A 23,785-nucleotide genomic window follows, 5' to 3' on the forward strand; every position below is an offset into this window, starting at 1 on the left:
TGCGTCACCATGAATTTAGCAAATGATAAGAAATTTAATCATAACGCGGGTCGCAGGACCGGCGCTGTCATTCTTGGCCGCACGATGTTTGATCATGGACAACCTTTTTGGGGAGATACGCCCCCTTTTCATATGCCGGTATTTATACTGACTCATGAAGAACGGCAGACAGAAACGAAGGATGGCGGTACGACTTATACCTTTGTCACGGAAGGGATCGAACGAGCATTGGAGCAAGCAAAAGCTGCGGCGGGGAGCAAAGACGTCAAAATCGCCGGAGGCGCCAACGTCATACAACAATATATGGGAGCAGGCCTGCTGGATGAGCTCCTGATCACGCTGGTGCCGATCCTTCTAAGCAACGGACAGAAATTGTTCGAACATCTCCCCTCCGATATCGAATTCGCTCGGACAACCGTCATCGAATCTCCCGGTGTAACGCATCTGAGGTACCGTCTTATTCACCACGCCAAGGCATGATGGGTTTCTGCATGGCTTGCGTTTCGTCATTTCCACGGAAAATGCAAATGGCAGCACCCTCATCATCAGGGGCTGCCATTTCGCTGCTTCATGAAGAGAGGATCGACGTCACCTCCATCCTGCCCGCCTTTCTTCCGGGGAGCACCGATACCGCGGTTTATTTCGCATTCTCCTTTTCTTTTTGGCTGACGATCATGTCCGTCACTTCCTCGGCCTGAGCCAGGACCGCAATGGGATCAAACGGCCAGAATCGCTTGGCATCCAGATAAAACACGCGATCCTGCTTCACCGCTTCAATCGAAGTCCACACCTTATCCTTCTTATCCATCTCGGCCCCGTTAGACTCATCAAAGAAAATATAATCGCCTGCATAATCTTTGAGCACTTCCAAGGAAACCTCCTTGTAAGTCACGTTGGCATCAATCAATTCCTTTTGGATCGTTGCCGGAGGCGTTAACTGGAGTTCCTTATAGATGGCCAAGCCCCCGCGATAAATGCCGTCACCGTACAGGTAGAAGGTTTTGCCGAATGCGCCGAAGATCGAGAACGTCTCCCCTTCTTCCAACACGCCGTTCACTTTTGTGCGCAGCGCTTCGATTTTTTCATCAAAACCGGCAAGCCATTCTTTTGCTTCTTCTTCCTTGCCAAGGATTGCGCCGAGTCCCTCTACTTCTTCGTGCACGCCTCGATAGGTTTCATAAGGAAGAATGACGGTCGGTGCGATTTTGGACAGTTTCTCGTATAGCTCCGGGTCCGAGTTCGCGCTGATAATCAGGTCGGGGTTAAGTTCCACTATCTTCTCCGCAGAGCTTTCCCCGGTGTTCTCTATGCCATCGATCAGGTCCTGGATATGGACGTTCTCCAGATCCGTCGCTGTAGCGCCTACCGGCTTTTCTCCGAGCAGCAGCAGCGTTGGCAAGTAGGCATCCACTACAATTCGCTGAGGATCCGTCGGAATTTCGATGTCTCCGTTAACTGTCGGCACCTTTTTGGTTGTTGGGGCTGAGGCTTCAGTCTTTGCAGTATCCGTCCCTGTTGCTGTTTCGCCTGCGGAACCGGCTTGATTCGCCGTATTTCCATTTGCGCCGCATGCCGAGATGAAGATCGAGCATAAGACAAGCATGGCGAGCATGACGCGTAATTTTGACTTGAACATATTTTACATCCTCCTAAGTATGTTGTTGGTTGAATCAAGCCCCGAATTGAGCTCGATGCAAACGGCTGTATATGCCGCGAGCCGCGAGCAGATCCTCATGGACTCCTTGTTCGGCGATGCCTTTGTCCGCAACGACCACGATGCGATCCGCATTCTTGATGGTTGCGAGCCGGTGGGCAATCACCAGCGTCGTTCGTCCTTCCGAGAGCTCGGCAAGCGCCTGTTGGATCGCCGCTTCGGTTTCCGCATCGAGCGCGGACGTCGCCTCGTCGAGAATGAGGATCGGCGGGTTCTTAAGGAACATCCGGGCTATCGACAGTCGCTGTTTCTGTCCACCGGACAGCTTCACGCCCCGCTCGCCAATCAAGGTGTCCAGCCCATCCGGAAGCGAAGCAACCAGCTCTTCAAGCTGGGCACGGCCCACCGCTTTCATGATGTCGCCGTCGTCAGCATCCAGCCTGCCATAAGCGATATTTTCGCGGATGCTGCCATCAAACAGGAACACGTCCTGCTGGACGATGCCAATATGGGAACGAAGGGATTGCAGCGACATGTCGCGAATATCGATCCCGTCGATCGTAATCCGTCCGGCTTCCATGTCATAGAAACGGGGCAGCAATGAGCACAGCGTGGTCTTGCCCGCTCCGGACGGCCCCACAAGCGCGACGGTTTCGCCTGCGCGAATGGACAAATGGACATCCTCCAGGACGTGGTCTTTGTTCTCGTACCCGAAGGTTACGCCGTGAAAGGCAATGTCACCCCGTACATGGCCGACCGGCTTGGCACCCGGCATATCCGCGACGTCGGGTTCGCTTTCCAAAAGCTCCAAATACCGTTTAAAGCCGGCGATTCCCTTCGGATACATCTCAATGACCGCATTGATTTGTTTAATCGGACCGAGGAACACGTTAGAGAGCATGACAAAAGCGATAAATTCCCCGTTGGTCATTCGGCCCTCAATCACGAACCAGGTGCCGCATACCAGCACGAACAGGGAGATGAATTTCATCAGGATAAAGCTGATCGACGAGTTCCAGGCCATGATGCGGTAAGCAATCAGCTTTGTCACGCGAAAGCGGTTGTTGTTCTCGGCGAAACGCGCGATTTCATGCTCCTCGTTCGAGAAGGCTTGAACCACGCGGATCCCGCTGACGTTGTTCTCCACGCGTGCATTGTAATCGGCAATATCGGAGAACATGCGCTTGAACGCCGCCGACATTTTCCCGCTGAAATACAGCGATAAATAGATCATCAAAGGAACGATCACAAACGTCATCACGGCAAGCTGCCAGTTGATCCCGAGCATGATGCCCAGCGCTCCGGCAAGCGTCATGACGGCGATGAACAGGTCTTCCGGACCATGGTGGGCAATCTCGCCGATATCCATCAGGTCGTTGGTCATTCTCGAAACAAGATGTCCCGTCTTGTTGTTGTCAAAAAAACGGAAGGATTGCTTCTGAACCCGATCGAACAGCTTTTTGCGCATATCCGTTTCAATGTTGATGCCGAGTTTATGACCCCAATACGTGACTACGTAATGCAGGAAAGAACTGACGACATAAATGCCGAGAAGCCCAAGACAAGCGTATAAAATCCACTTCCAGTTCCCGCTTGGCAGCAAGTCGTCGATCACGCGGTTGACGGCTACCGGGAATATCAATTCCAGTAAAGCCGCAAAGATAGCGCAGCAAAAATCCAATATGAATAGCCCTTTATAAGGCTTGTAATAGGAAAAAAATCGGCGTAGCATAAGGACCTCCTTAAATCCGTAATGGCGGTAATAAATGTGCAAGCCCTTACCCGTCGCAAGTTTGCGCTAGATCCCTGCGATCTTGGGCAGCTAAGCTCTTGTCCTGGATAGCAGGTACAGGAAGTACGGAGCGCCAATCACGGCAACCACGATCCCGGTCGGAATCTCGGACGGTTGAATGATCCAGCGGCCCAAAGTGTCGGCAGTGATGACCAGCAAGGCACCGACCAGCGCCGTTACCGGAAGCAGCATTTGATGCTTCGCACCGACCAAGCGCCTGGCCAGATGCGGCGCTATAAGGCCGACGAATCCGATGCCGCCGCTCACCGCGACGCAGGAGGCAGCCAATCCGACCGCCGCTGCCAGCAGCTTCAATTGCTCCCTTGTAACAGAGGCTCCCAGTCCGGTCGCCGTCGGCTCTCCAAGATTGAGAACGTTCATCACCTGCGCTTTGTACATCACGAAGGGCAGCAGCACAAGCATCCATGGGAGCAATGCCAGGACGAACTTCCAGCTCGAGCCCCAGATGCTGCCGGCTAGCCAGGTGGCAACAAACTGATATTTTTCCGGGCTTAAACGCAGCGTCAGCACGATCATAGCCGCACTGATGCCGGCCGCTACGGCGATTCCCGTCAACAGAAGGCCCGTCGGCTTAAAGCCCTGATTCTTCTTGTAAGCCAGTACGCATATCAATGCTGCGGTGCCGCCCGCTCCAATCAGGGCGAGTACCGGCAGCAGAAAGACCGGAGCCGCCGCCGTGCTCGGAAAAAATGAAATGAACAGCATAACCATTAATCCGGCTCCCGCATTGATCCCCAAAATGCCGGGGTCCGCCAGCTCATTACGGGAAATGCCCTGCATAACGCAGCCGGATATCGCCAACCCGGCACCAATCAGAAGCGAAATTACGATCCGCGGCAAGCGGAATTCGAACAGCACCAGCTCCTGTTTGTCCGTCCCGCCGCCAAACAAGGTTTTTATGACTTCAAGCGGCGATAAGCGAATGACCCCCGTGTTCATGCTAATGAGGAACACCAGTATGATTAGTGCGCCCAGGATAGACAGCGTCATGATCTTGCGCTTCCTGCCTTTACGCTCGTGCATGGTATTGGTAACGGCATCCATCTACAGCTCCCTCCTTTCTTTGCGTGCCAAGTAAAGGAAGAAGGGCACACCGATCAGTGCGATGATCGAGCCCACAGGCGTCTCGTATGGGGGATTCACCATTCTTGCCGCCAGGTCGGCTATGACGACCAGCAAGCTTCCCAGTACGGCCGAGCAGGGAATGATGAGCCGGTAGTCGACGCCGACAAGCTTCCGGGTAAGGTGCGGAATCATCAGACCGACGAAGCCTACCGCACCGACAACCGAGACGGCAGCCCCCGCCAGCACCAGCACGATTACCGTTCCGCCCAGCTTGACAAGTCCCGTTCGCTGACCGAGTCCCTTGGCGATATCGTCGCCGAGGCTGAGCATGGTAATGGAACGCGACAATGCTATAGCGCCCAATATAGCAGCAGCTATCCAAGGCAGCATAATTTTCAAATGAACCCACTTAATCCCGGCCGTACCGCCGGCATACCAGAACGCCATGTCCTGTCCGACCTGAAAATACAATGCGATGCCTTCGCTCAGCGCACTTAGCAGAGCGCTCAGCGCCGCACCCGCCAGAACGAGGCGAACCGGTGTAAGACCGCCTTTTGCCATGGAACTGACTCCGTACACGAGCACGGCACCCAGGCCAGCCCCCAGGAACGAGAACAGAATCAGGTACATATACGGCAATCCCGGAAAAAATGCAAAGCAGATCGCAATAACAAATCCCGCTCCCGCATTTAATCCGAGCAGACCCGAATCAGCGAGCGGATTTCGGGTCATCCCCTGCATAATCGCACCCGATACGGCAAAGCAGGCTCCCACCATCGCTCCGCCGAGGACCCTCGGCAGCCGAAGCTCCTGAATAATCTGATGCTCCGTCACATCGGGATTAAAGAAGAACACCGCTTCCCATACATTTCGCAGATCAATGTCGGCAGCGCCGAGCGATATGGATAAAGCTATGCCAAGCACCAATGCTGCCACGCCCCCGGTAAGAATCAGGGTCGCAGCCCATGGGCGTCCTTTGATATTGGCGCGGGTCTTTTCATCCGTAAAACTTGGATTGGACGTGTTTGATGACATCATTTTCCCCTCAATTTTGTGATATTGATTATCATTATCATTGGTAACTATAAAATAGACCCCTTTCTTCGTCCATGGACAATTCGAATTTCTTTTTGAAAAAAAGTCCATGTCCAAGTCAAGCACTTTTTTCCAGCCTCATTTCGCAGTCATCTGGCTTAACTGTTCCATTAGACCTCAATTTCGATGTCTGTTGACATGTAAGCAGACAGTCCATTACAATAAATTCTAATTGAATGAGGCGATGGAGTTCGCCATAACCGCTTCCATAGCTAATGACTCCTACCAGAGGTCGCTTTCCTGGTAGGAGTCTGTTTGTGTATGGAGGGATTAGCGGCGAATCTATAGAAACGGGTGAGCTTGCATGATGAAAAAGTGGTTTGAAGGCGCCGAGAAATGGTCATTGGCCTTGTTGTCCGGTTACTTCGTCAAATGGGTCGTTCTGGGAGGCTTCGTGGGGTTGATGACGGGCAGTGCCTCTGCCTTCTTTCTCTACAGTCTGGACTACGTGACCTCCCTACGCATGGGAAATCCATGGCTGTTATACCTCCTTCCCTTGGGAGGCGCTGCAGTCAGCTTCCTTTATTACAAGTTCGGCAAGAGCAGTGCCAAGGGAAATAATCTCATTCTGGAACAAATTCATGACGGAACCGAAACCATTCCATTGAGAATGGCGCCGTTAGTGCTGATTGGCACGTTAATTACCCATCTATTCGGGGGGTCAGCAGGCCGGGAAGGCACTGCCGTTCAAATGGGGGGAAGCCTGTCGGAGTGGTTCGGCAAGCTTATCCGCGTAACGCCGGCGGATCGAAAAATACTGCTGATCTGCGGAATCAGCGGCGGTTTCGGATCGATCTTCGGCACGCCGCTGGCCGGCACGCTGTTCGGTCTTGAAGTGCTTGCCATCGGGCTGGTCTCGCATCAGGCTCTCCTGCCAGCATTCGCTGCAAGTATGGTCGGAAACCTGACCGCTACCTCTATATGGGGCGTCAGCCATTTGCATTATCCGATCGGAGATATTCCGGCAATGGGTTTTATGGTGATCATCAAGGTCGTCTTGGCCTCATTGTTATTCGGTCTGACAAGCCGGCTGTTCAGTGAGCTAACCCATTCGCTCAAGCGATGGTACGGTTATGTTTTTCACAATCCGATGTTCAAAAGCGCGGCAGGAGGCGTCATCATCATTGGGCTGGTCTACCTGCTCGGAACCCGCGATTATCTGGGGCTGGGCATTCCGCTGATTGAAGCGGCCTTCGCTGGCGAAGTTTCGCCTTTTGCTTTTCTGGGCAAAATTCTCTTTACCTCGCTGACGCTTGGAGCCGGGTTCCAGGGAGGCGAAGTCACCCCGTTGTTTGCCATCGGGGCAACACTGGGCAGCGCATTGTCGGGGTGGATCGGATTGCATGCCCCTTTCCTGGCTGCTTTAGGCTTCATCGCGGTATTCTGCGGAGCGACAAACACCCCGATTGCTTGCTTTATCATGGGAATCGAGCTGTTCGGCGGGGAAGGCGCGGTGTATATGTTTATGGCCTGCGTCATCAGTTACCTCTTTTCCGGTCACTCCGGCATATACACATCGCAGCTTATAGGCACTTCCAAACACCCGCGGCTCTCGTACCCGCCGGGCACGACCCTTGCCGGATCGAAGGCGTTAAACAAACGGAAGGACAACAAAAAGACGTCCGAGTAATCGGACGTCTTTTGCTTTACACCGAGCTTTTACGAATCGAGCGGTAACTGACGAGTGCGAGGATAACCGAGATGGGAAAGAGCCACAGGGACAATTCAAAGGCAGTATGTTTGACAACCCAGTCAATCACTTGCCTCCACCAGCCATAATGGGTGACCAGAACGCTGGCCCCCGACAATAGAATGAAATAGGCCGCCATCATGACAAAGGTCTTAATGCCGCGATGACGAAGATAGAACACGCCGATTCCTATCCCGATAAAGGCAAATGTAAGAAGCAATATGAAATAAATGATGAATTGTTCGAATAACGTGCCGTCATTCAAATACGGCAGTTTGAAAAACGATAACCGGTCTCCCCAAGAACTCGTTAAGCTTTCTATTTCGGCTAATGCCAATAATATAACCGACGTTAGGACGCTGTACGCTACCACCATCAGAACAGAACCCAGATAGAAGTCCGTTCTTCGAATGCTGAATCCGAGGGAGAAGGGAAACAGCTGCAGCACCGATACCAGAGCCGCGATAAACACATAGATAAAGATCGTTGCCAAACCCCCGGCATAGATCGCTTCACCATTAACCAATACGCTAATAATGTAGTTGACCAGAAAGCTGAATGCCGTGATGGCCCAGGGCAAATAAAACCAGGATAGTTTCTGTCTCGAATAAATATGGATTACGCCAGGAATTCCGTTCATGGTTGGATCCCCACCTTTTCGTGCTTAGTTAAATATACGATCAATTGTTGAAGGGACACCGGGGTTGTTTCCAAGCCCAATTCCTCCGCCTCTTTTTGCAGCTTCGATGTCGCGCTTCCCATCAACGTGACGGACAACATGGAAGCGAACGATTCCCGATGTATCACTTCATGCCCTTGGATAAACGATTCAACCGTTCCGGAAGGACCGACGATCTTAAACGCACGTCCGCGCAAGTCATCCGTAGCAGCGTCAAGCAAGATTCGGCCGGAATCAATGACGATAATATGCTCCAGCAATCTGCTGACTTCATCGATCAAATGCGTGGACAGAATAATCGTGCGCGGATGATTCGTGTAATCCTCGATCAGATGATCATAGAACAGCTCTCTGGCCACGGCGTCCAGCCCAAGATAAGGTTCATCAAAGATCGTTACGGGCGCGCGGCTGGCAAGTCCGACGATGATGCCTACCGATGAGAGCATGCCGCGGGACAATCTCTTTACGAGTCGTTTCATAGGCAGCCGGAATACCTCGATCAGTTTGTTCGCATATGCCGCATCCCAATTCGGATAAACGTTAGCTGCAATTCCCATAACGTCCTTGACCGTAAAAATATCCGGATATTTCTGGCCTTCCTTAATGAAGCATACCTGCCGGATCACCTTATGATTTTCGTATGGATGCTCTCCGAATACGCGAATCTCCCCATGGCTCGGAAACAGCTGCGCCGTTATCATCTGCATGATGGTCGTTTTGCCCGCCCCGTTCCGGCCCAGCAATCCATAGATCTTGTTCGCCTCGATAGTAAAGCTTACATTATCGACAGCCGTCGCATCCTTGTATGCCTTGCTCAAATTCTTAACCTCGATCACGGTTTGGCTCATCAGTCTTGCTCCCCTCTGCGAATCATTTCCGACAATTGATCTTTGGTAATCCCAAGTTTGGCCGCTTCCTTAACCATGGCGACCACGTACTGTTCATAAAACTCCGTCTTGCGCTTCTCCATCAGCAGTTCACGAGCTCCAGAAGCTACAAACATGCCAATCCCCCGTTTCTTGTACAAAATTCCTTGATCGACCAGCAGATTAACCCCTTTGGCAGCTGTAGCCGGATTGATCTGGTAAAAGGCTGCAAACTGATTCGTTGATGGAACCTGCGTTTCCTCAGGCAGTCGTGCTTCGATGATGTCGTCTTCAATTTTGTCGGCAATTTGCATGAATATCGGTCTGCTGTCATCAATCTGAAATGCCATTTACCTCACCAACTTTCGTTTATAACCTCATTGCATAATTGGTTAGTTACTCATGTAATTAACCATATAAGAAACGAACTCCTTTGTCAATGGGTGATCGGAATATTTTTACAATGCCTTGCCGGAAACATAGACTTTTGTCCTAAACAAATAGTCCATGTAAGCCGATAAAATATAGGCACTAATACTACGCCCAATACAGATAAAGACACAAAGGAGCTTGAGAGGAAACATGAAAAGAATCATTGCAATCGTTGTACTGGCCATGCTGACGGTCATAACGCCGCTTTATGCCGCATCCGCCCCCAAAGATTTGGCCTACGTGGACAAGAACAGCCAGTCCTTCATCTCGGTCGGGGTACTCAAGACCTATGATGGTGTAAAGGTAGCTTATACAGCTGCTGAGAAGAAACTCAACATCACACGAGATGATACAGCGCTCACGCTATACCTGGGTAGTCGGAATGCTTATGTTAACGGCAAAAAAGTGCAGGCAAAAGCAGCGCCGTTCTCCGAGAACGGCTCCACATATGTTCCGCTGCAATTTGTCAGCCAACATCTTGGCCTTAAGCTGTCCTGGAGCAATAACAGATCCACCTTGAACATTACGGACGGCGGCGTATCAAACACCCTCCCCGTCCTTTCGGGGAACATGATGACCCGTTCATCCAAGGCCGTGACGTCGGCCAAAAAAACATTTAAAGTGGGAGCACGTTCCTTCAGCGCACAGGTCGTCACCGTTTCGCTGCTCCATCCGAAGGTGGAGCTGGACGTTGTTTTGGCAGGCAATAAAGCAGGCAAAGTCGAAGACTTGCGGAGCATAGCAAAGCGCAGCAACGCCGTGGTTGCCATCAACGGGACGTTCTTTGACGCCTATACCTCGGGAGCGTACAAAGCTCCGTACGGTTATTTGGTCAGCAAAGGCAATATCTTTCACAAGGCCTCGGGAGATAACCGAACGATTTTCACCTATGACAGCAACAATCTGGCGACGATGATGCCGGGACTCGACTTCAAATCCGTATATGAAACAGGCCGTATGGAAGGAGCACTTCAAGCGGGTCCGCGTCTATTGACCAATGGCAAGGTGACGCTGGACGTCAAGAAGGAAGGATTCAAGGATCCGAAGATACTGACGGGCGGCGGGGCGCGAAGCGCGCTTGGCATCACGAAGGACCACAAGCTGATTTTGTTGACGACAGGCGGCGCTACCATTCCCCAACTGGCGGAAATCATGAAGCAGGCAGGTGCCTACCAAGCGATGAATCTAGATGGCGGGGCTTCCAGCGGATTGTATTATAACGGCTCTTACTTAACGACGCCGGGCCGTCAGATCAGCAATGCCATCGTCGTAAAATATAAATAATGACCCCTCTCCTCTGGCTAACCGGATCTTCCGCCGGCCGCCAGAGGAGTTTTATTTTATGAGCAGCACTACCTCCGTCTCAAACCGCATATGCTGATCAAAGAAATGTTTCACTATGAGGACCAATTGTGTAAATATATAGCAAACTGTCTATAGGGAGCATGGGAAGTTCGTGGTTGATTCAGCGGGGGGTGAATTCCATTACATCGTCAATAGCGGTTATTCGGACGAGAGTCAGGGACACCATGGAGCGGATATACGGGGTCTTGAGGGAATGGATCGGAAAATATCCTATCCTTTCCAAGGTATATCACTTGTTTTCCTGGATTTCCTTGGCGGTGCTCATTGTAAGTCTGGTTCTGATCGAAGAATCGCGTACCATGCTTGTTCAGTATTTGTGGTCCTTCTACGTGCTGCTTCAATTTTGGCTGTTATGCCGAAGCAAAACGGTCGCCTGGAAGCAGGTCAGCTTGTTTGTTCTCTCGGGCGTTCTCTTGGTCATTCCCTTGACCAACGGAACCATGCAGGGACTGCATATGATATTCGGGGGACGTACGACCGACACATGGTCATTTGCCGTCATGACCCCCATCATAGAAGAAATTTACAAGCTGCTGCCGCTGGCAGTATATTTGTTTTTTTCAAGAAGAGCCACTTCATTGAGCCTAGGCGATTACGTGTTATTGGGCGCTGCTCCCGGCATTGGCTTTCAATTTATGGAGGAGCTGTCTAGGCGCCTGGTCCAAAGCAATTACGGAGTTTCTTTTCTTGGCGGCAAAACGCTGCATTGGGAGTTCTTCGATTGGTTTCCCGGCTACTTCGAGGAAAGCTTTATTCCTACCATGATGAATGTTACGCATCCCGTACATAGTGCCATGATCGCGCTCGGCATCGGCATCGCTTTTCGGTTCTCCAAACGCCTCACCCGATGGGCCTATGCTTTTCCGGCGATCCTGCTGCTCTGGGCTATCCTGAATCATGCGGCCTGGAATGGTCAGAATCGGCTGCCGGATTGGATACTTACCCTTCATGAGTGGACCGGGGAGGGCTACCGAACCGAAGGATTCTTCCTGACTCTGCTTGTTCTCGGCTTGTTCATCGACTACTGGGACCTGCATCGAATACGCGACCGTCTGCCTGTGCTTAAGGGGGAACCCCTCATCAATCCGTTAACGGAGCTTTGGCAGATGACGCGGGCTTTGTTTACGGACCGGAAACGCCTGGGCTACTTGCTCGGTTTCTACCGCCAGCGGCGCGAGCTCGGATACTCTCTGCTGTACGGCAATCTTGAAGCCGCGGGCCAACGTGATCAGGTTCAGGACAATGTAAGAAAGTATTCTGCCGTTCTGGGAGTCATCGGACTCCTCATGCTAGCTGCCGGGATCCTATCCGGCGTTGGTGATTTCATGACGGCTGCGGACTCCTCCTGCTTTGCGTGCCTGTTCGACTCCCTCCAGAATTGGTGGGATCGGCTTAGCGGCTGGGAACAAGCGGGAATCATACTAGGCGCCTTTGCCCTGTCCCTGCTGTTTGTCAGCTTCTGGCCGGCACTCGGCATCGCCATGACAGGTGCCGGCATTGCCGCCGGGGGACACGAAATCGCGGGATACATCCGCGATCCGAAGAAGCTGCTTTCTCCTCAGAATGCGGCCGCTGCCGTGTTAGCCGTGATCCTCAGCCGGATCCCGGTCGGCAAAGGCCTCTCGTGGCTGTCCAATAAACTGGGCCCGCGGGCAAGAAGATGGTTGGATTCGCTCACCGAAAAATTCGGCTCGAAGACGCGCGATGAGCCGGATCGGCCCCATGAACAACCGGGAGAGAATCCGCGGAAGCCTGACGATGACCATGAGAATAATAAGCCGGACGAAGACAAACCGAATCAAGATAAACCGGATAACGAAAAGCCCGATGAGGATAAGCCGAGTGACAAACCCGATAACGAAAAGACGGACGAATCAAACGACACCCCCCAAGAGGCACCGAGATATTCCGGTGAGCTGCAGAAGGTCAACAAGCCGGACGCAGCCGCCGATGCGCTGGCGGAGCGCCTTGGCGGAGAATCAAGGATGAAGTTTGATTCCGATCCCATCGGCCGTGAATTCGACGCGATTAGCGATGAATACGTCGCCCAGACCAAGCCTGCCCTTCAGCAGGTGAACAAAAAGGTACGCGATCAAATGAAAGCGACCTTCGAAGCTGCCGAGCAAACCGGCAGAAAGGTCTATTATCATTTTGAAGGGGAGCCTGCCCAATCGGTTATTGACAAACTGCATGAATACAGCCAAAGATATGGAATAGAAGTCCACATCGATACCGATCCATTATAACGACAAGGAGTGAGCATTCATGTATGAATTTCACGGCTGGGCTACCATTCAAGAGAGTCCTGCGGAAGCGGATGCCGGGCAGCTCGATATGATCATTCAGAAAATACAGCTTAAAATTACCGAATTCGCATGGGGCAGCGGCTTGTTATCCTTAAATGCGGCCAACGGCTCATATTATCTTCATGTCGGCGGGTTTACCAACCGCAAGGGAGCCGAAGCTGCCGAGATTGTAGCGTTGTACCAATTGATTGGCGAAATCGCTCCCGGTTCATACGGTTTGCTGTACACCCGGGACGATGAGAACTTGGAAGGCTACGATAACGAGTTCCGGGTTCAAGTGCTGGCACGCGGACAATTACAGGAGCAGCGCGACGCGTTCCTCTCTCCTTGCGTGCCGGTGATCGAAGATGAAGTCGACTAACGACGATATCCGCATGGTCCTTTCTACGAATCTATACGTACCGTTGTCTTAAAAAAATCCCGCATCCCTTCATGCCATGTTTCCATGGAAGACGGGGTGCGGGATTTATGGTTTATTTGAATATGGCCTGGTTCGTAGTAACATTTGGTGAACGAGCTTTCAAAAAGGCTTAAGCACGTCCATTCAATTCATCGATCGTTGCTTGAACGATGATTCGCAGGCCGTTCAGCATCGTTTCATGCGATAGGGTCGGCAGGGACGGCTTCTCCACGGCCATCTCCGTCGAAGCCGGAAAATGCACGAAGCCGGCAATAGCAGACCGTTGCTCGCGCCGGATTTCATTCAGAATCGCATACATCGTATCGTTGCAAATATACGTTCCGGCTGTATTGGATACCGATGCCGGTATCCCTGCTTCCTTCAGCCGGTCGACCATCAAACGGATCGGAAGGGTTGAGAATAATCCGTCCGGTCCGTCAACGTCTATAGGCTCGTCTTGGGGCCGTGCACCCCGGTTATCCGTCATCGTCGATTCCGACGGTATGTCCTTGATGTTAATGGCGATCCGTTCCGGCGTAATGGCGGTCCGGCCCCCCGCCACACCGCAAGCGATGACCGCATCGGGTTCGCATGCCTTCATCTCCTGCAGCAGAATGTCCGCGCATTCGTCGTAATGCACGGGAAGAAGCAGCGTCCGGATCTCGGCGCCAGGAAAGACCTCTTGCCGGATCTCTTCAACCAGTCTCTCCGTAGGATTGACGGAACTCCCGCCAAAGGGCTCAAAGCCTGAAATTAATATTTTTAGCATATGGCATATCTCCTGTAATCGTTATGTAAGCTGCCTGGGTCATACGTAAATATTTTACTGATCATTACGATTGGATGGCTTGTACCTTGACGCCCTCGCCTTCAAGCCGGGATCGCAAGGTGGTGGCGAATAACGATGCGTGCGCACCGTCTCCATGTATGCAAACGGTGTCCGCTGTTATCGGGATCAGCTTGCCGGTCAAGGATACCACCATGTTTTCCTTGACCATCCTCACCACCTGCGCGACGGAAGCTTCGGGATCGGTGATGACGGCATCCGGCCGATTCCTCGGCGTGAGGGAGCCGTCGTCCTGGTACGTGCGATCCGCAAACACTTCACTGGCCGTTCGAAGCCCTGCTGCTTTCCCTGCCGCGATCAGCTCGCTGCCTGCCAATCCAAACAGAATGAGGGTCGGATCGATTTGTTTGATGGCGGAGGCAATCGCGTCTGCCAGAGACCTGGAGGCTGCAGCCATATTATAAAGGGCTCCGTGCGGCTTTACATGCTGAAGCCCGGCCCCTTCCTGTACCGCAAAAGCCATCAAGGCCCCCACCTGATAGGTGACCATGTCATAAGCCTCAACGGGCGTAATGTCCATCCTTCTTCTTCCGAAACCGGCCAAATCGGGCAAGCCCGGATGCGCGCCGATGGCGGCGCCGCTCTCGACCGCCAGACGCACCGTTGCCCGCATGACGGCCGGATCGCCTGCATGGAACCCGCAAGCGATGTTAGCCGAGGTGATGCTTCGAAGCAGCTCCTTATCGTTGCCCAGCTTGTAAGCTCCGTAGCTCTCTCCCATATCGCAGTTCAGGTCCACTCGAACCATGACGAAATCACCACTCCTTTAATTTCTGCCTGATCATCGCTTCCATCATTCGAAGCTCCCGAGCGCGGGCCGCGTATAGCCGTTCCGCTTCCGCCAAGGAAATTTCCGCAAATCGGATGCTGCCGCCTGGCGGCAGCTGGGCAATCAGCGGAATATCGACCGAAGCCACTTGCGCGATTTTGGGATAGCCGCCAAGCGTCTGCCGATCCGCCATCAGAATAATCGGCTGGCCATCGGAGGGAACCTGTACCGTTCCCAGAGCAACCGGCTCGGATATGTATTCCTTTGCTTGCCTTAACGTCAGCGGCGGACCGGTCAATCGGTAGCCCATCCGATCCGATTGCGGAGTGACGGTGAACCGTTCCCGGAACAACGCTTGCTTGCTGTCGTCGTCAAAAGCATCGAATTGACGCCCGTTCAGCACGCGTACCACCGCATCTTGCCCGGTGAAGTCATACCCTGAAGCAGAAACGGACCATTTCGCGGTGAGAAAGCCGCCGTAATCGTCAACATGAAGGTTTCGTTCAGACGAATCCACCGGAAGCTGGGAAGCATGGGCATGCAGCGTATCCCCTTGCTTGAGCGCTCTTCCCTCATATCCGCCGATTCCTGCCCTTAAATACGTGCTGAGGCTGCCCATGACCGGCGGGACATCAAATCCGCCGGATACGGACATATAAGCGCGGCACCCCGCTGCCGGCTGTTGAAAGCTCAGCACACGGCCCGATTTGACCAGCACCGGGCGCCACATGGGCACCTTTACGCCATCGATTAGCGGCGATAAATCCCCGCCTGTAATGGCAATCCAACGATCGTCGTGAAATTCAACGGCCAATCCTGACCATGTGATCTCCAGAACGGCGTGTTCACCCTCATTGCCGACAAGTCGGTTGGCAAGCCGATAGGCATAGCCGTCCATGGCTCCAGCCGCGATGATACCGTATCTGCCGTAACCCCGTCTCCCTGTATCCTGAAGAGTCGCCAGCAGACCCGGCTTGATGACGGTCATGCTCATAGGCTCACTTCCCTTAACCGTTCGTATTCCTCGGCTTGAATCGGCCGGAACCGGATATATTGCCCGCTCTTCAACAGCGTTGGCGGCTCGGCACCGGGACGGAACAATGCGAGCGGCGTCCGGCCGATAATCTGCCAGCCGCCCGGCGTTTCAATGGGATAGATGCCGGTTTGCGTCCCGGCGATTCCAACGGAACCGGCCGGTATTCGCAGCCTGGGCGTCTTTCTCCTCTCCGTTGCGATTTGCTCCGGGATTCCTCCGACATACGGAAACCCGGGGGCGAAACCGATGGCGTAGATCAAGTAATCCTGCCCGGAATGAATCTTGACGACATCCATGGGCGACAGATGATTCTTCCGGGCCACCTCTTCCAAATCCGGCCCATATTCGCCTCCGTAACAAACCGGAATATCTGCAACCTCGTAAGGCCTCAGGTTCTCGTCCGCCGTGTTCGCCTCCATCCGCTGTTCCAGCATCGAGCATACATATGCATATACCGTATCGAATCCGTCAGGCTTTTCGATCTTATGAAAATCGTAGTAAACCGCGATGCTCGTAAACGACGGGATACATTCGATCCAGCCCATAAATGGCTCCCGTTCCAATCGCCTCGTCATGTCTGTGACCTGACGATGCACCTTCTCGCTCACGAAGTCCGCAAATTGAATGAGGACGGCCGAATCCCCAAGGGGGTAGAGCGTATAGGACTTGCTCATCGTACATCCTCCGTTCTGTATGTACTGCCTGATATCCGTCTATCCCGAATGGGTTATCCCTATGATAGCAGAGAAACAGGCATTCGTTGAATACGAAATTCTATAATCATCGATGAACATGAGAAACGGGCAGCTCCGTGCCGAACATGCCGCCGAATCTATTGCTGCCCTTTTTGCATAAAATTTAGGCATCCTTGGCAAAATACAGAAGTCGTACTAGCATAAGGAGGTGCCACAATGAGCGAACAAAACCGCAACAGCAACGAACCGACAAAAGCGGAAGTCCAGACTACGAAATTGAACAAAATGCCGGTTCCAGGTGAATTTGACACCGAGTTCTCTGCCGAAGAAGCAGCCGAGGTGTTTGAACAGCAGCAGCCTAATGCGGGACAAAACACCGAAAACCAATCATAATAACATGCAGAAGACCTCACGTATGATCCGTTGTTTACGGGATCACGGTGAGGTCTTTTTAGTCGGTCATCTAACAAGCAAACCGAATTATGGTCTTAATGTGGTTTAAACCACGCCGCCTTGGATCAGCGTTTATATCCCTTTGGTGCCTAACCGCTTCGCGAGTTCCGCTAGATCCTGCCCTTTGAGGGCGCCCTCCACCAGCTGCGGAAGAAGCGCAGGAGTGCATGCGAAGCAAGGGGTGCCGTCCCGGGACAGCTGTTTGGCTACCTGCTCGTCATAGAAGGGTTTACCCTCGTCGGATAAAGCGAGAAGACACATCGTCTTGACCCCCGCTTCCCGCAATTCTCGCATGCGCCGGATCAGTCCGGCCTGATTGCCGCCTTCATACAGGTCTGAAATGATGATGAACAGCGTCTTTTTCGGTTCCTCGATAAACTGCTCGCAATAAGCGACCGATTTATGAATATCCGTCCCGCCGCCGAGCTGGATCCCGAACAGCATATCCACCGGGTCATGGGCACACTGTTCGGTCAGATCAACGACTTCCGTATCGAACACCACCACGCGGGTGTCCAGCGAAGGGATGCTGGCAAATATGGATCCTATAACCGAAGCCCAGATCACGGATTCCGCCATGGAACCGCTTTGGTCGATATCCACGATGACGGTCCATTCTTTGCTCCGTTTGGCTCTGTCAAAATAGTAAAAACGCTCCGGCACGATCTGTTTGCGGTCCGCATCATAGTTTTTCAGATTGCGCTGTATCGTCCGCTTCCAGTCGATCCCGCTGAGCGAAGGGAGCGGCGTATGCTGCCTGCGGTTCAATGCCCCGGTCACCGCCCGGCGGATATCCTCGTGAAGGCGCTGAACCAGCTCATCCACAACCGCCTTCACCAACTGGCGTGCCGTGTCCTTCGTTTTCTCGGGGATTTTCCCCTTCAGGGACAGCAGCGTGCCGACCAGCTGTATATCCGGCTTGACCGTAGCCAGTACCTCGGGCTCAAAAAGCAGCTGCTTCCACCCTTTTCGTTCCATGGCATCATTCTGGATGATGGACACCACGTCTTCCGGAAAAAAGGAGCGGACGTCACCCAGCCACTGCGCGAGCCGAGGGGCCGACTTTCCCTGTCCGGCTCCCCGCTGTCCCGAGGGCGCGCCGCCTGCATCCGTCCCGCCGTCCGTATTATCGTATATTGCAGCAAGCGCGCGGTCCATGATGCGTTCTTCCTCCGACAGCTGAATGCTCCCGCCGGGGCTGAAGCCCGCTAGCTGAGGCTCTGCCGACTGGCCCAGAATGAGCCGCCATCGCGATACTTGGTTGGATTCTTGCATACTGCTCATAGCCTAAAAATCCTCAAAATCAAAATCATTCAATTCGTCCAGCATTTTTGCTTCTTCCTCCTTCAAGTCACCGGTCAAAATCTCGGCAGCCTGCTCTGCGTTCACGCCCCAAAGTTCGCCAAGCAGCTCGGCTATCATCGTCTTTTCCTTTGGCGAGAAGCTGCTGAACGCCCTGCGCAGAAAGACAAGGGCGCGCGCGAACTCCTCATCGTCCAGGGACAGGATGTATTCATTCAGCTGCTCCCACAAACTTAACCGTGATAGCAGGGCATAACGGTTCCGCATCGATAAACCCTCGAACCATCCCGCCCCCAAATCGGCCGGAATGCCGGGGGAGAGTCTGCGCGAAACTTCTTCGGCGCACTGCTGCGGGGAAATCGCGTTCCGCTCCATTAAGACCGCGCATGCATACCCCGACAGCCGTGCATTGAGGTCATCCCTTTCCGACAAATGCCGAAGCTCTTGCAGCCAAAGCTCCTCGTCTACCTGCTCGGCATGCTCCATCGCAACGCTGTTCAGCTCATTCATAGCGGTGATCATCGAGCCGGACACCTCATCGCTGCACTGGCTGCCATCAAGCAGGAACAAGCAAGCGCGCATAAACAGCTGCTGAAGCAGCGGCACTAACGGCTCCGTATCCATTCGCCGGACCCCGCCATAACGGATCATCACGGATAACGACCGGGAAGCGGCCGCGATCTGTACGACATCACGGCTGTCCACAGCCAGCTTCTGCAGGGTCTGCCTGCCTGCTTCCATCTGGTGAATCATCCCGCACTCATAGGCGATTCGGATAAGCGAAGAGGCTTCGGCAATCGAGCTGCAGTCCGCCAGCTTCTGTTGGAGCATATAAGCGGCAGCTACTTCTACCGTCTCTCCCAGCAGCGTGGACTCCACGACCTGGATTTCAACCTCGGGCGTCCATTTCACAACCCAGTGCTCCGCCCACGCCGCCTGCTCCTGCCCGCTCGGTCTCGCGCTGACGAAGTCAATCCCCAGCAGCTTCAAGCGGTGAAACAAGAAGGAACGGTTCAAATCCAGATAGGCGGACTCTTTCGAAGCAACCCTCCGGTTTTCGCGCAAATCCAGAATTACATCGTTGGCCACAACCGATTTATATTTCTCCAGCTTCAACCTTTTGAGCTGGCGGTTCAGGTCGTCCTGGATCGGCGTCTGGCTGACGCCTTCGGCCAGCTCGCCGATCGCCGTGCCGATATCCGTTCGGGCAAGCTCCTCTGCCACGACGGCAAGCTCACCGCGCCCAAACAGCGTCTGGGCCGCATCCCGCAAATCCCGCAAGGTGGGAATACCGCCCCCATGGAGCGCGGCGAGCGACTCCGCCAGCCGGACGGCTTCGATCACTTCTGCCGTTGACCGGTGGGTCCCTTTCTTTCTCATCGAGCCTGCCACCAAGGATAAATACTGGTGCGGCAATTCCGTTAACGCGCCCTTCAGCATCCGTTCCCACATCATTTCAAAATAATGGGGAGCCGCATTACCGGCGCCATAGCCGGAAATAGACGACAGTTTATAGTAAGAGTATGGCATCAGGGTCAGTTTGGTTGCCCGGGAAGGCAGCTGAGTTAATTCCTCGTCGCTCATCGGGTTTGACAAATCGCTAAGGGCAGGGGCATGGTATGCCCCGCAGACGACGACAATGCGTTCGGGCTCATGCCCCGCCGCAATCGCTTCAACAATCTGACGGCGCATGTAAGACTCCCGGACGGCATTGTAGGCGTACTCCACTGCATCCGCAAGCCGTTCTCTCTCCTCCGAAAGCTCTCGCATCTGCCCGGAAAAAGCCGTTATGGATTGCCGGTAAGACCCCGCGTTTAAATTATGTTCATAACTCCGCTCCCAGTACATATCGTAATCGTATTCGCCAGCAAGCTCGGCAATCCGCTCATATACGGATGTTCCGGCCGGCAGGCTATCATCCGACGGCTCTGCTGCACCTGAAACGCTTTCCGGCTTCTCGTCTTCGGACTCCTCCCCGCCAGAACCGCCTACCGGGCTGCGGCGGAGCTCCTGAAGGCATACGGCAGAGGACGACGGCAGATCGATAAATGCGGCATAGGCTCCATGCTTCTGCGCCCATTTCATCGCCTGATATTCCGGAGAATATACCGCATAAGGCCAAAGTACGGTTTGTACCGGCACTTCTTCGGTAAATGCCAATATGGCAACCGGCGGTTTTGTCGTAGCATGGGCCAGATGCCGGATTTCCCCGCTTGCATCAGACGGTCCTTCAATGAGGACGGCGGTGGGATCAATCTCATCCAGAAAGTCTAATAGATGCTTCGCACCGGCGGGTGACAAGTGCCGAACGCCAAACACATGGATGCCGGCGGCATTCACTTGTTTATCTCCTTACATGCTTGATATAAGCCCCGCCACTCGGCACCGCGCTTTTTCATCACGTTGTCGAGATATTCCTTCCACACGAGCCGGTCCTTATCATCATCCTTCACGATCGCGCCTTGGAGTCCTGCTGCCAAATCCTCGTCGGTGAGCTCCCCGCTGCCAAAGCTGGCTGCCAGCGCCATGCTGTTGGTCAGGAGCGAAATCGCTTCAGCGGTCGAGATTACCCCGGCAGGAGACTTCACCTTTTCCTTTTTATCCAGGGTCATGCCGCTGCGCAGCTCCCGAAAGATGGTAACTACCTTAAGCAGTGCTTCATCTGCAGGAGCAGCAGCCTGAAGATCGTAAGAGGAAGCAATCTCCGACACCCGTTTCTTCACGATTTCGATTTCGGTTTCCAGATCCGCAGGAGCCGGAAGCACGATGATGTTGAAACGGCGCTTCAGCGCGGTCGACATCTCATTGACCCCGCGGTCTCTTGTATTCGCTGTAGCGATAATCGAGAAGCCTTTTCGGGCATTCATTTCTTTTCCGAGTTCAGGCACCGATATCGTCTTTTCGGACAAAATGGAGATGAGGGCATCCTGTACCTCCGAGGCGCAGCGGGAAATCTCTTCGAACCGGGCGATCCCGCCCGCTTCCATCGCCCTCATGATCGGGCTCTGCACCAGCGCTTCGGGGGTAGGGCCTTGGGCAAGCAGCATGGCGTAGTTCCAGGAATACCGAACGTGTTCTTCGCTCGTTCCAGCCGTGCCCTGTACGACCAATCCGGAATTTCCATAGATTGCTGCCGCCAGATTTTCGGACAGCCAGGATTTGGCCGTGCCCGGTTCCCCGATCAATAACAGGGCGCGGTCGGTTACCAGGGTAGCGACCGCCATCTCGATCAGACGTTGGTTTCCGATATATTTAGGCGTGATTTCCGTCTTGCCGGCCTTGCCGCCAACGATGAATTTAAGTACGGATTGAGGGGACATCTGCCATCCGGCAGGAATTTTCCCGGTATCCTCCTTGCGCAGCGCTTCCAGCTCATGACGAAACAGTATTTCCGCGGGCTGACGCATGATATCTTCCAATTGCTCTTGACCTGCTCCCATGGGTTCCACTCCTTAATATTTATTGTTCTTTCATCTGGCGAAGGATATATCGAAGCTGATCCTCGGCGTTGTCCTTGTAGTTGCCCAGCACCGCATGGACGCGGTCATGATAATCTGCAGGCAACCGGCACAGCTGCGAGAATATAAAAGGCTCGATCATGTAGCAGTCCTGATTGCGCTTATCCTCAAGAGCGGCCACAACAGCTTCATACAGCTCTTCATCCTTTATGCCGGTACGAACAAGACCCATAATAATCAGATTGGCAAACCGGTTGCGGAATTCCGGCGAATTCTGCAGCTTTGCCAGCAAATACGATTCGGCGCCCCGATGTCCCCGGCGGGCGAACGCGCTGACCAGCGCCAGCTCATCCTGCTCGATCAACAGCTCCAGCCATCTGTCATCCCAGCACGCCAGCAGCTGCTCTTGCGGGAGCATCTCCACGTAATACGTGTAGCTCTCCTTGCCCGCAAACGGCATTACTTCCTCATAAGGCTTATACTGCCTGCGGATTACCAGATCAGATAGGGTATCCAATAGCTTTTTCCGCTCTTTGGCCGCGTTGCTGAGCGGGGACGAGGCGAAGCCTTGTAACAGAACGTCCTTGTATTGTTCATATACGCGTTCAGGCGGGAGCACGCGCGTTGCTTTTTGGAATACCTCGCGGACATAAGAGCCGTTGTGTCTATATTGCTCTATATCATGCTCCGCATTTTGGCGCAGCAGTTCCCTGGCTTCCCCGGAATCCACGCGATTCATGTAGATGACCGCTTCATTCATCAGATAGGTCCAGCCCAAAGACTTGATGTATAAGGCATACTGCTGAAGCACGTTCCGGTACAGCTCCTCGAGCTCCGGATTTTGTTTGTCGTGCAGGGCCCACAAACAGCGCTTCACCTTGATCCAGCTCTCCTCCAGCTTTTGCTTGTCGCCCAGGGATTCGGAAACCGATTGAAGCTCCGCCGACAAGTCTCGTACAAGCCAATCCGTCAACAGGGCGGAACGGCATCTGCCTAAGGCAGGATTCACCAGCTCTTTGTCTTTTCCTTGGGCGGCTTCATACAACCGCCCCACGGCTTGATCGGAACCGTTCTCGGCCAGCGCGCCGTACGCCGCTTCGCGGATGACCTTCTTCTTGCTCCTGCTCCATTCCATCAGATCCGCTTCAAACTCTTCGTGCCGCGCAAGCAGTTTAATCGCCATGCACCGCACCTCGTCGCTGCCGATCTCGGCCGCTTGGCGGATCAGCTCCAGCGCTTCCTTCCCGCCTGTTGCCGCCATCACCTTCAGCTTGCGTGATTCCGGCTTTCCGCCCGCCGGATTAAAGCTTTCCATCAGAAACGGAACGATTTCCGGGCCGTACGCCGGCAGTATCTCATTGGCCGCGAGCTCGCCAATCTCGACGTAAGGGTCATTCAACGCTTCGATTGCAAGGTATACCAGACGGAAATCCCGGAACACCTCTTCCTTCCACGCTTCTTCTATGATCTCGTAACGGCCGCTGCCCGTCGTGGTCAGGGCGGTCTGTACTGCTGAGAGCTTGCGGTATGATAGATGGGATGACAGCGAAACCGGATGATGGTCTACCGGAAACAGTTCTCCTTCGGGTGCTGTCGTTCCTTGCGTATGCAGCACGGAGCTCAGCAGCTGGTTTATATCCTGAAGCAGCTGTGCGGACTGGTTCTCCTTCCCGGAATCCGGTTCGATCAAGGCAAGGATCCCCTCGCCCAATCGTTTGAACACGGGAGCGCGTTCTCCCAGCTGTTGAAACTGCGGCAGCAGCCGCTTCAGGCGGAAATCGCCTGCCGCGAGCTCGCTGCCGGCGATATATAAACGCCTAACCTCTTGGTTAAGCTCCTGCAGTAATGCCGTACTCATGT

Annotated in this window: 21 protein-coding genes and 1 riboswitch; of the genes, 6 read left to right on the forward strand and 15 right to left on the reverse strand. The window is 53.6% G+C overall.

Features of this window, described 5'->3' with window-relative positions:
* Positions 1 to 9: 9 nt before the first annotated feature.
* Positions 10 to 480 carry a dihydrofolate reductase family protein gene (locus M1D70_RS18550; protein ID WP_456287620.1) on the forward strand — a complete coding sequence of 157 codons (471 nt, stop codon included), beginning with the start codon at positions 10 to 12 and terminating at the stop codon, positions 478 to 480.
* A gap of 157 nt (positions 481 to 637) precedes the next feature.
* On the opposite strand, the gene M1D70_RS18555 is transcribed toward M1D70_RS18550, so the two are convergent.
* The 4 genes from M1D70_RS18555 to M1D70_RS18570 form a co-directional block, all read right to left on the reverse strand.
* Entirely contained in the window at positions 638 to 1,636 is a 999-nt protein-coding gene (locus tag M1D70_RS18555; RefSeq protein WP_456287621.1) for an ABC transporter substrate-binding protein, read from the reverse strand.
* A 34-nt stretch (positions 1,637 to 1,670) separates the two neighbouring features.
* Positions 1,671 to 3,386 (reverse strand): ABC transporter ATP-binding protein, encoded by a 1,716-nt coding sequence (locus M1D70_RS18560; RefSeq protein ID WP_456287622.1) that lies wholly within the window; start codon positions 3,384 to 3,386, stop codon positions 1,671 to 1,673.
* A 90-nt stretch (positions 3,387 to 3,476) separates the two neighbouring features.
* The gene (locus tag M1D70_RS18565) at positions 3,477 to 4,511 is read right to left on the reverse strand and encodes a FecCD family ABC transporter permease (protein WP_456287623.1); all 1,035 of its coding nucleotides are present in this window, start codon (positions 4,509 to 4,511) and stop codon (positions 3,477 to 3,479) included.
* Entirely contained in the window at positions 4,512 to 5,567 is a 1,056-nt protein-coding gene (locus tag M1D70_RS18570; RefSeq protein ID WP_456290464.1) for a FecCD family ABC transporter permease, read from the reverse strand.
* A 231-nt stretch (positions 5,568 to 5,798) separates the two neighbouring features.
* Positions 5,799 to 5,859, forward strand: a riboswitch (Fluoride riboswitch).
* 72 nt (positions 5,860 to 5,931) lie between these two features.
* Between M1D70_RS18570 and M1D70_RS18575 the strand changes: the two genes are divergently transcribed.
* The gene (locus M1D70_RS18575; RefSeq protein ID WP_456287624.1) at positions 5,932 to 7,257 is read left to right on the forward strand and encodes a voltage-gated chloride channel family protein; all 1,326 of its coding nucleotides are present in this window, start codon (positions 5,932 to 5,934) and stop codon (positions 7,255 to 7,257) included.
* A gap of 16 nt (positions 7,258 to 7,273) precedes the next feature.
* Here the strand turns inward: M1D70_RS18575 and M1D70_RS18580 are convergent, their stop codons facing one another.
* The 3 genes from M1D70_RS18580 to M1D70_RS18590 are packed head-to-tail and all read right to left on the reverse strand — an operon-like array spanning position 7,274 to position 9,212.
* Complete coding sequence (locus M1D70_RS18580) at positions 7,274 to 7,957, reverse strand: hypothetical protein (protein ID WP_009591048.1); 684 nt, start codon at positions 7,955 to 7,957, stop codon at positions 7,274 to 7,276.
* The gene (locus tag M1D70_RS18585) at positions 7,954 to 8,844 is read right to left on the reverse strand and encodes an ABC transporter ATP-binding protein (protein WP_456287625.1); all 891 of its coding nucleotides are present in this window, start codon (positions 8,842 to 8,844) and stop codon (positions 7,954 to 7,956) included. The genes M1D70_RS18580 and M1D70_RS18585 overlap by 4 nt, the downstream gene beginning before the upstream one ends.
* Entirely contained in the window at positions 8,844 to 9,212 is a 369-nt protein-coding gene (locus M1D70_RS18590) for a GntR family transcriptional regulator (protein WP_009591066.1), read from the reverse strand. Before M1D70_RS18590 ends, M1D70_RS18585 begins: the two co-directional genes overlap by 1 nt.
* A gap of 232 nt (positions 9,213 to 9,444) precedes the next feature.
* Between M1D70_RS18590 and M1D70_RS18595 the strand changes: the two genes are divergently transcribed.
* From M1D70_RS18595 to M1D70_RS18605, 3 genes are all read left to right on the forward strand, one after another.
* Positions 9,445 to 10,578 carry a phosphodiester glycosidase family protein gene (locus M1D70_RS18595; protein WP_009591068.1) on the forward strand — a complete coding sequence of 378 codons (1,134 nt, stop codon included), beginning with the start codon at positions 9,445 to 9,447 and terminating at the stop codon, positions 10,576 to 10,578.
* A gap of 161 nt (positions 10,579 to 10,739) precedes the next feature.
* The gene (locus tag M1D70_RS18600; protein WP_456287626.1) at positions 10,740 to 12,905 is read left to right on the forward strand and encodes a restriction endonuclease fold toxin; all 2,166 of its coding nucleotides are present in this window, start codon (positions 10,740 to 10,742) and stop codon (positions 12,903 to 12,905) included.
* Between the two features lie 19 nt (positions 12,906 to 12,924).
* Positions 12,925 to 13,326, forward strand: coding sequence for an immunity 7 family protein (locus tag M1D70_RS18605; RefSeq protein WP_009591043.1), 402 nt, complete (start codon positions 12,925 to 12,927; stop codon positions 13,324 to 13,326).
* Between the two features lie 169 nt (positions 13,327 to 13,495).
* Here the strand turns inward: M1D70_RS18605 and M1D70_RS18610 are convergent, their stop codons facing one another.
* The 4 genes from M1D70_RS18610 to pxpB form a co-directional block, all read right to left on the reverse strand.
* Positions 13,496 to 14,134: a pyroglutamyl-peptidase I gene (locus tag M1D70_RS18610; RefSeq protein WP_456287627.1), complete on the reverse strand. Its 639-nt coding sequence runs from the start codon at positions 14,132 to 14,134 to the stop codon at positions 13,496 to 13,498.
* Between the two features lie 64 nt (positions 14,135 to 14,198).
* On the reverse strand, positions 14,199 to 14,960 hold the full coding sequence (locus tag M1D70_RS18615) for a LamB/YcsF family protein (protein WP_456287628.1): 762 nt from the start codon (positions 14,958 to 14,960) through the stop codon (positions 14,199 to 14,201).
* 7 nt (positions 14,961 to 14,967) lie between these two features.
* Complete coding sequence (locus tag M1D70_RS18620) at positions 14,968 to 15,975, reverse strand: 5-oxoprolinase subunit C family protein (protein ID WP_456287629.1); 1,008 nt, start codon at positions 15,973 to 15,975, stop codon at positions 14,968 to 14,970.
* Complete coding sequence (gene pxpB / locus M1D70_RS18625; RefSeq protein ID WP_456287630.1) at positions 15,972 to 16,691, reverse strand: 5-oxoprolinase subunit PxpB; 720 nt, start codon at positions 16,689 to 16,691, stop codon at positions 15,972 to 15,974. Before pxpB ends, M1D70_RS18620 begins: the two co-directional genes overlap by 4 nt.
* 237 nt (positions 16,692 to 16,928) lie before the next feature.
* Between pxpB and M1D70_RS18630 the strand changes: the two genes are divergently transcribed.
* A complete protein-coding gene (locus tag M1D70_RS18630; protein WP_009591058.1) occupies positions 16,929 to 17,105 on the forward strand; it encodes a hypothetical protein in 177 nt (58 codons plus the stop codon).
* A gap of 132 nt (positions 17,106 to 17,237) precedes the next feature.
* Here M1D70_RS18630 and M1D70_RS18635 read toward each other — a convergent pair whose 3' ends face one another.
* From M1D70_RS18635 to M1D70_RS18650, 4 genes are read right to left on the reverse strand one after another with little or no spacing between them, the layout of a single operon-like run.
* The gene (locus M1D70_RS18635) at positions 17,238 to 18,449 is read right to left on the reverse strand and encodes a VWA domain-containing protein (protein ID WP_009591075.1); all 1,212 of its coding nucleotides are present in this window, start codon (positions 18,447 to 18,449) and stop codon (positions 17,238 to 17,240) included.
* Positions 18,450 to 18,452: 3 nt separating this feature from the next.
* Positions 18,453 to 20,807 carry a DUF5682 family protein gene (locus M1D70_RS18640; protein ID WP_456287631.1) on the reverse strand — a complete coding sequence of 785 codons (2,355 nt, stop codon included), beginning with the start codon at positions 20,805 to 20,807 and terminating at the stop codon, positions 18,453 to 18,455.
* The gene (locus M1D70_RS18645) at positions 20,804 to 21,907 is read right to left on the reverse strand and encodes an ATP-binding protein (RefSeq protein ID WP_009591055.1); all 1,104 of its coding nucleotides are present in this window, start codon (positions 21,905 to 21,907) and stop codon (positions 20,804 to 20,806) included. Before M1D70_RS18645 ends, M1D70_RS18640 begins: the two co-directional genes overlap by 4 nt.
* 19 nt (positions 21,908 to 21,926) lie before the next feature.
* Positions 21,927 to 23,783 (reverse strand): HEAT repeat domain-containing protein, encoded by a 1,857-nt coding sequence (locus M1D70_RS18650; protein ID WP_456287632.1) that lies wholly within the window; start codon positions 23,781 to 23,783, stop codon positions 21,927 to 21,929.
* Positions 23,784 to 23,785 lie beyond the last annotated feature (2 nt).

It is taken from the genome of Paenibacillus sp. AK002 (genome assembly GCF_053903045.1).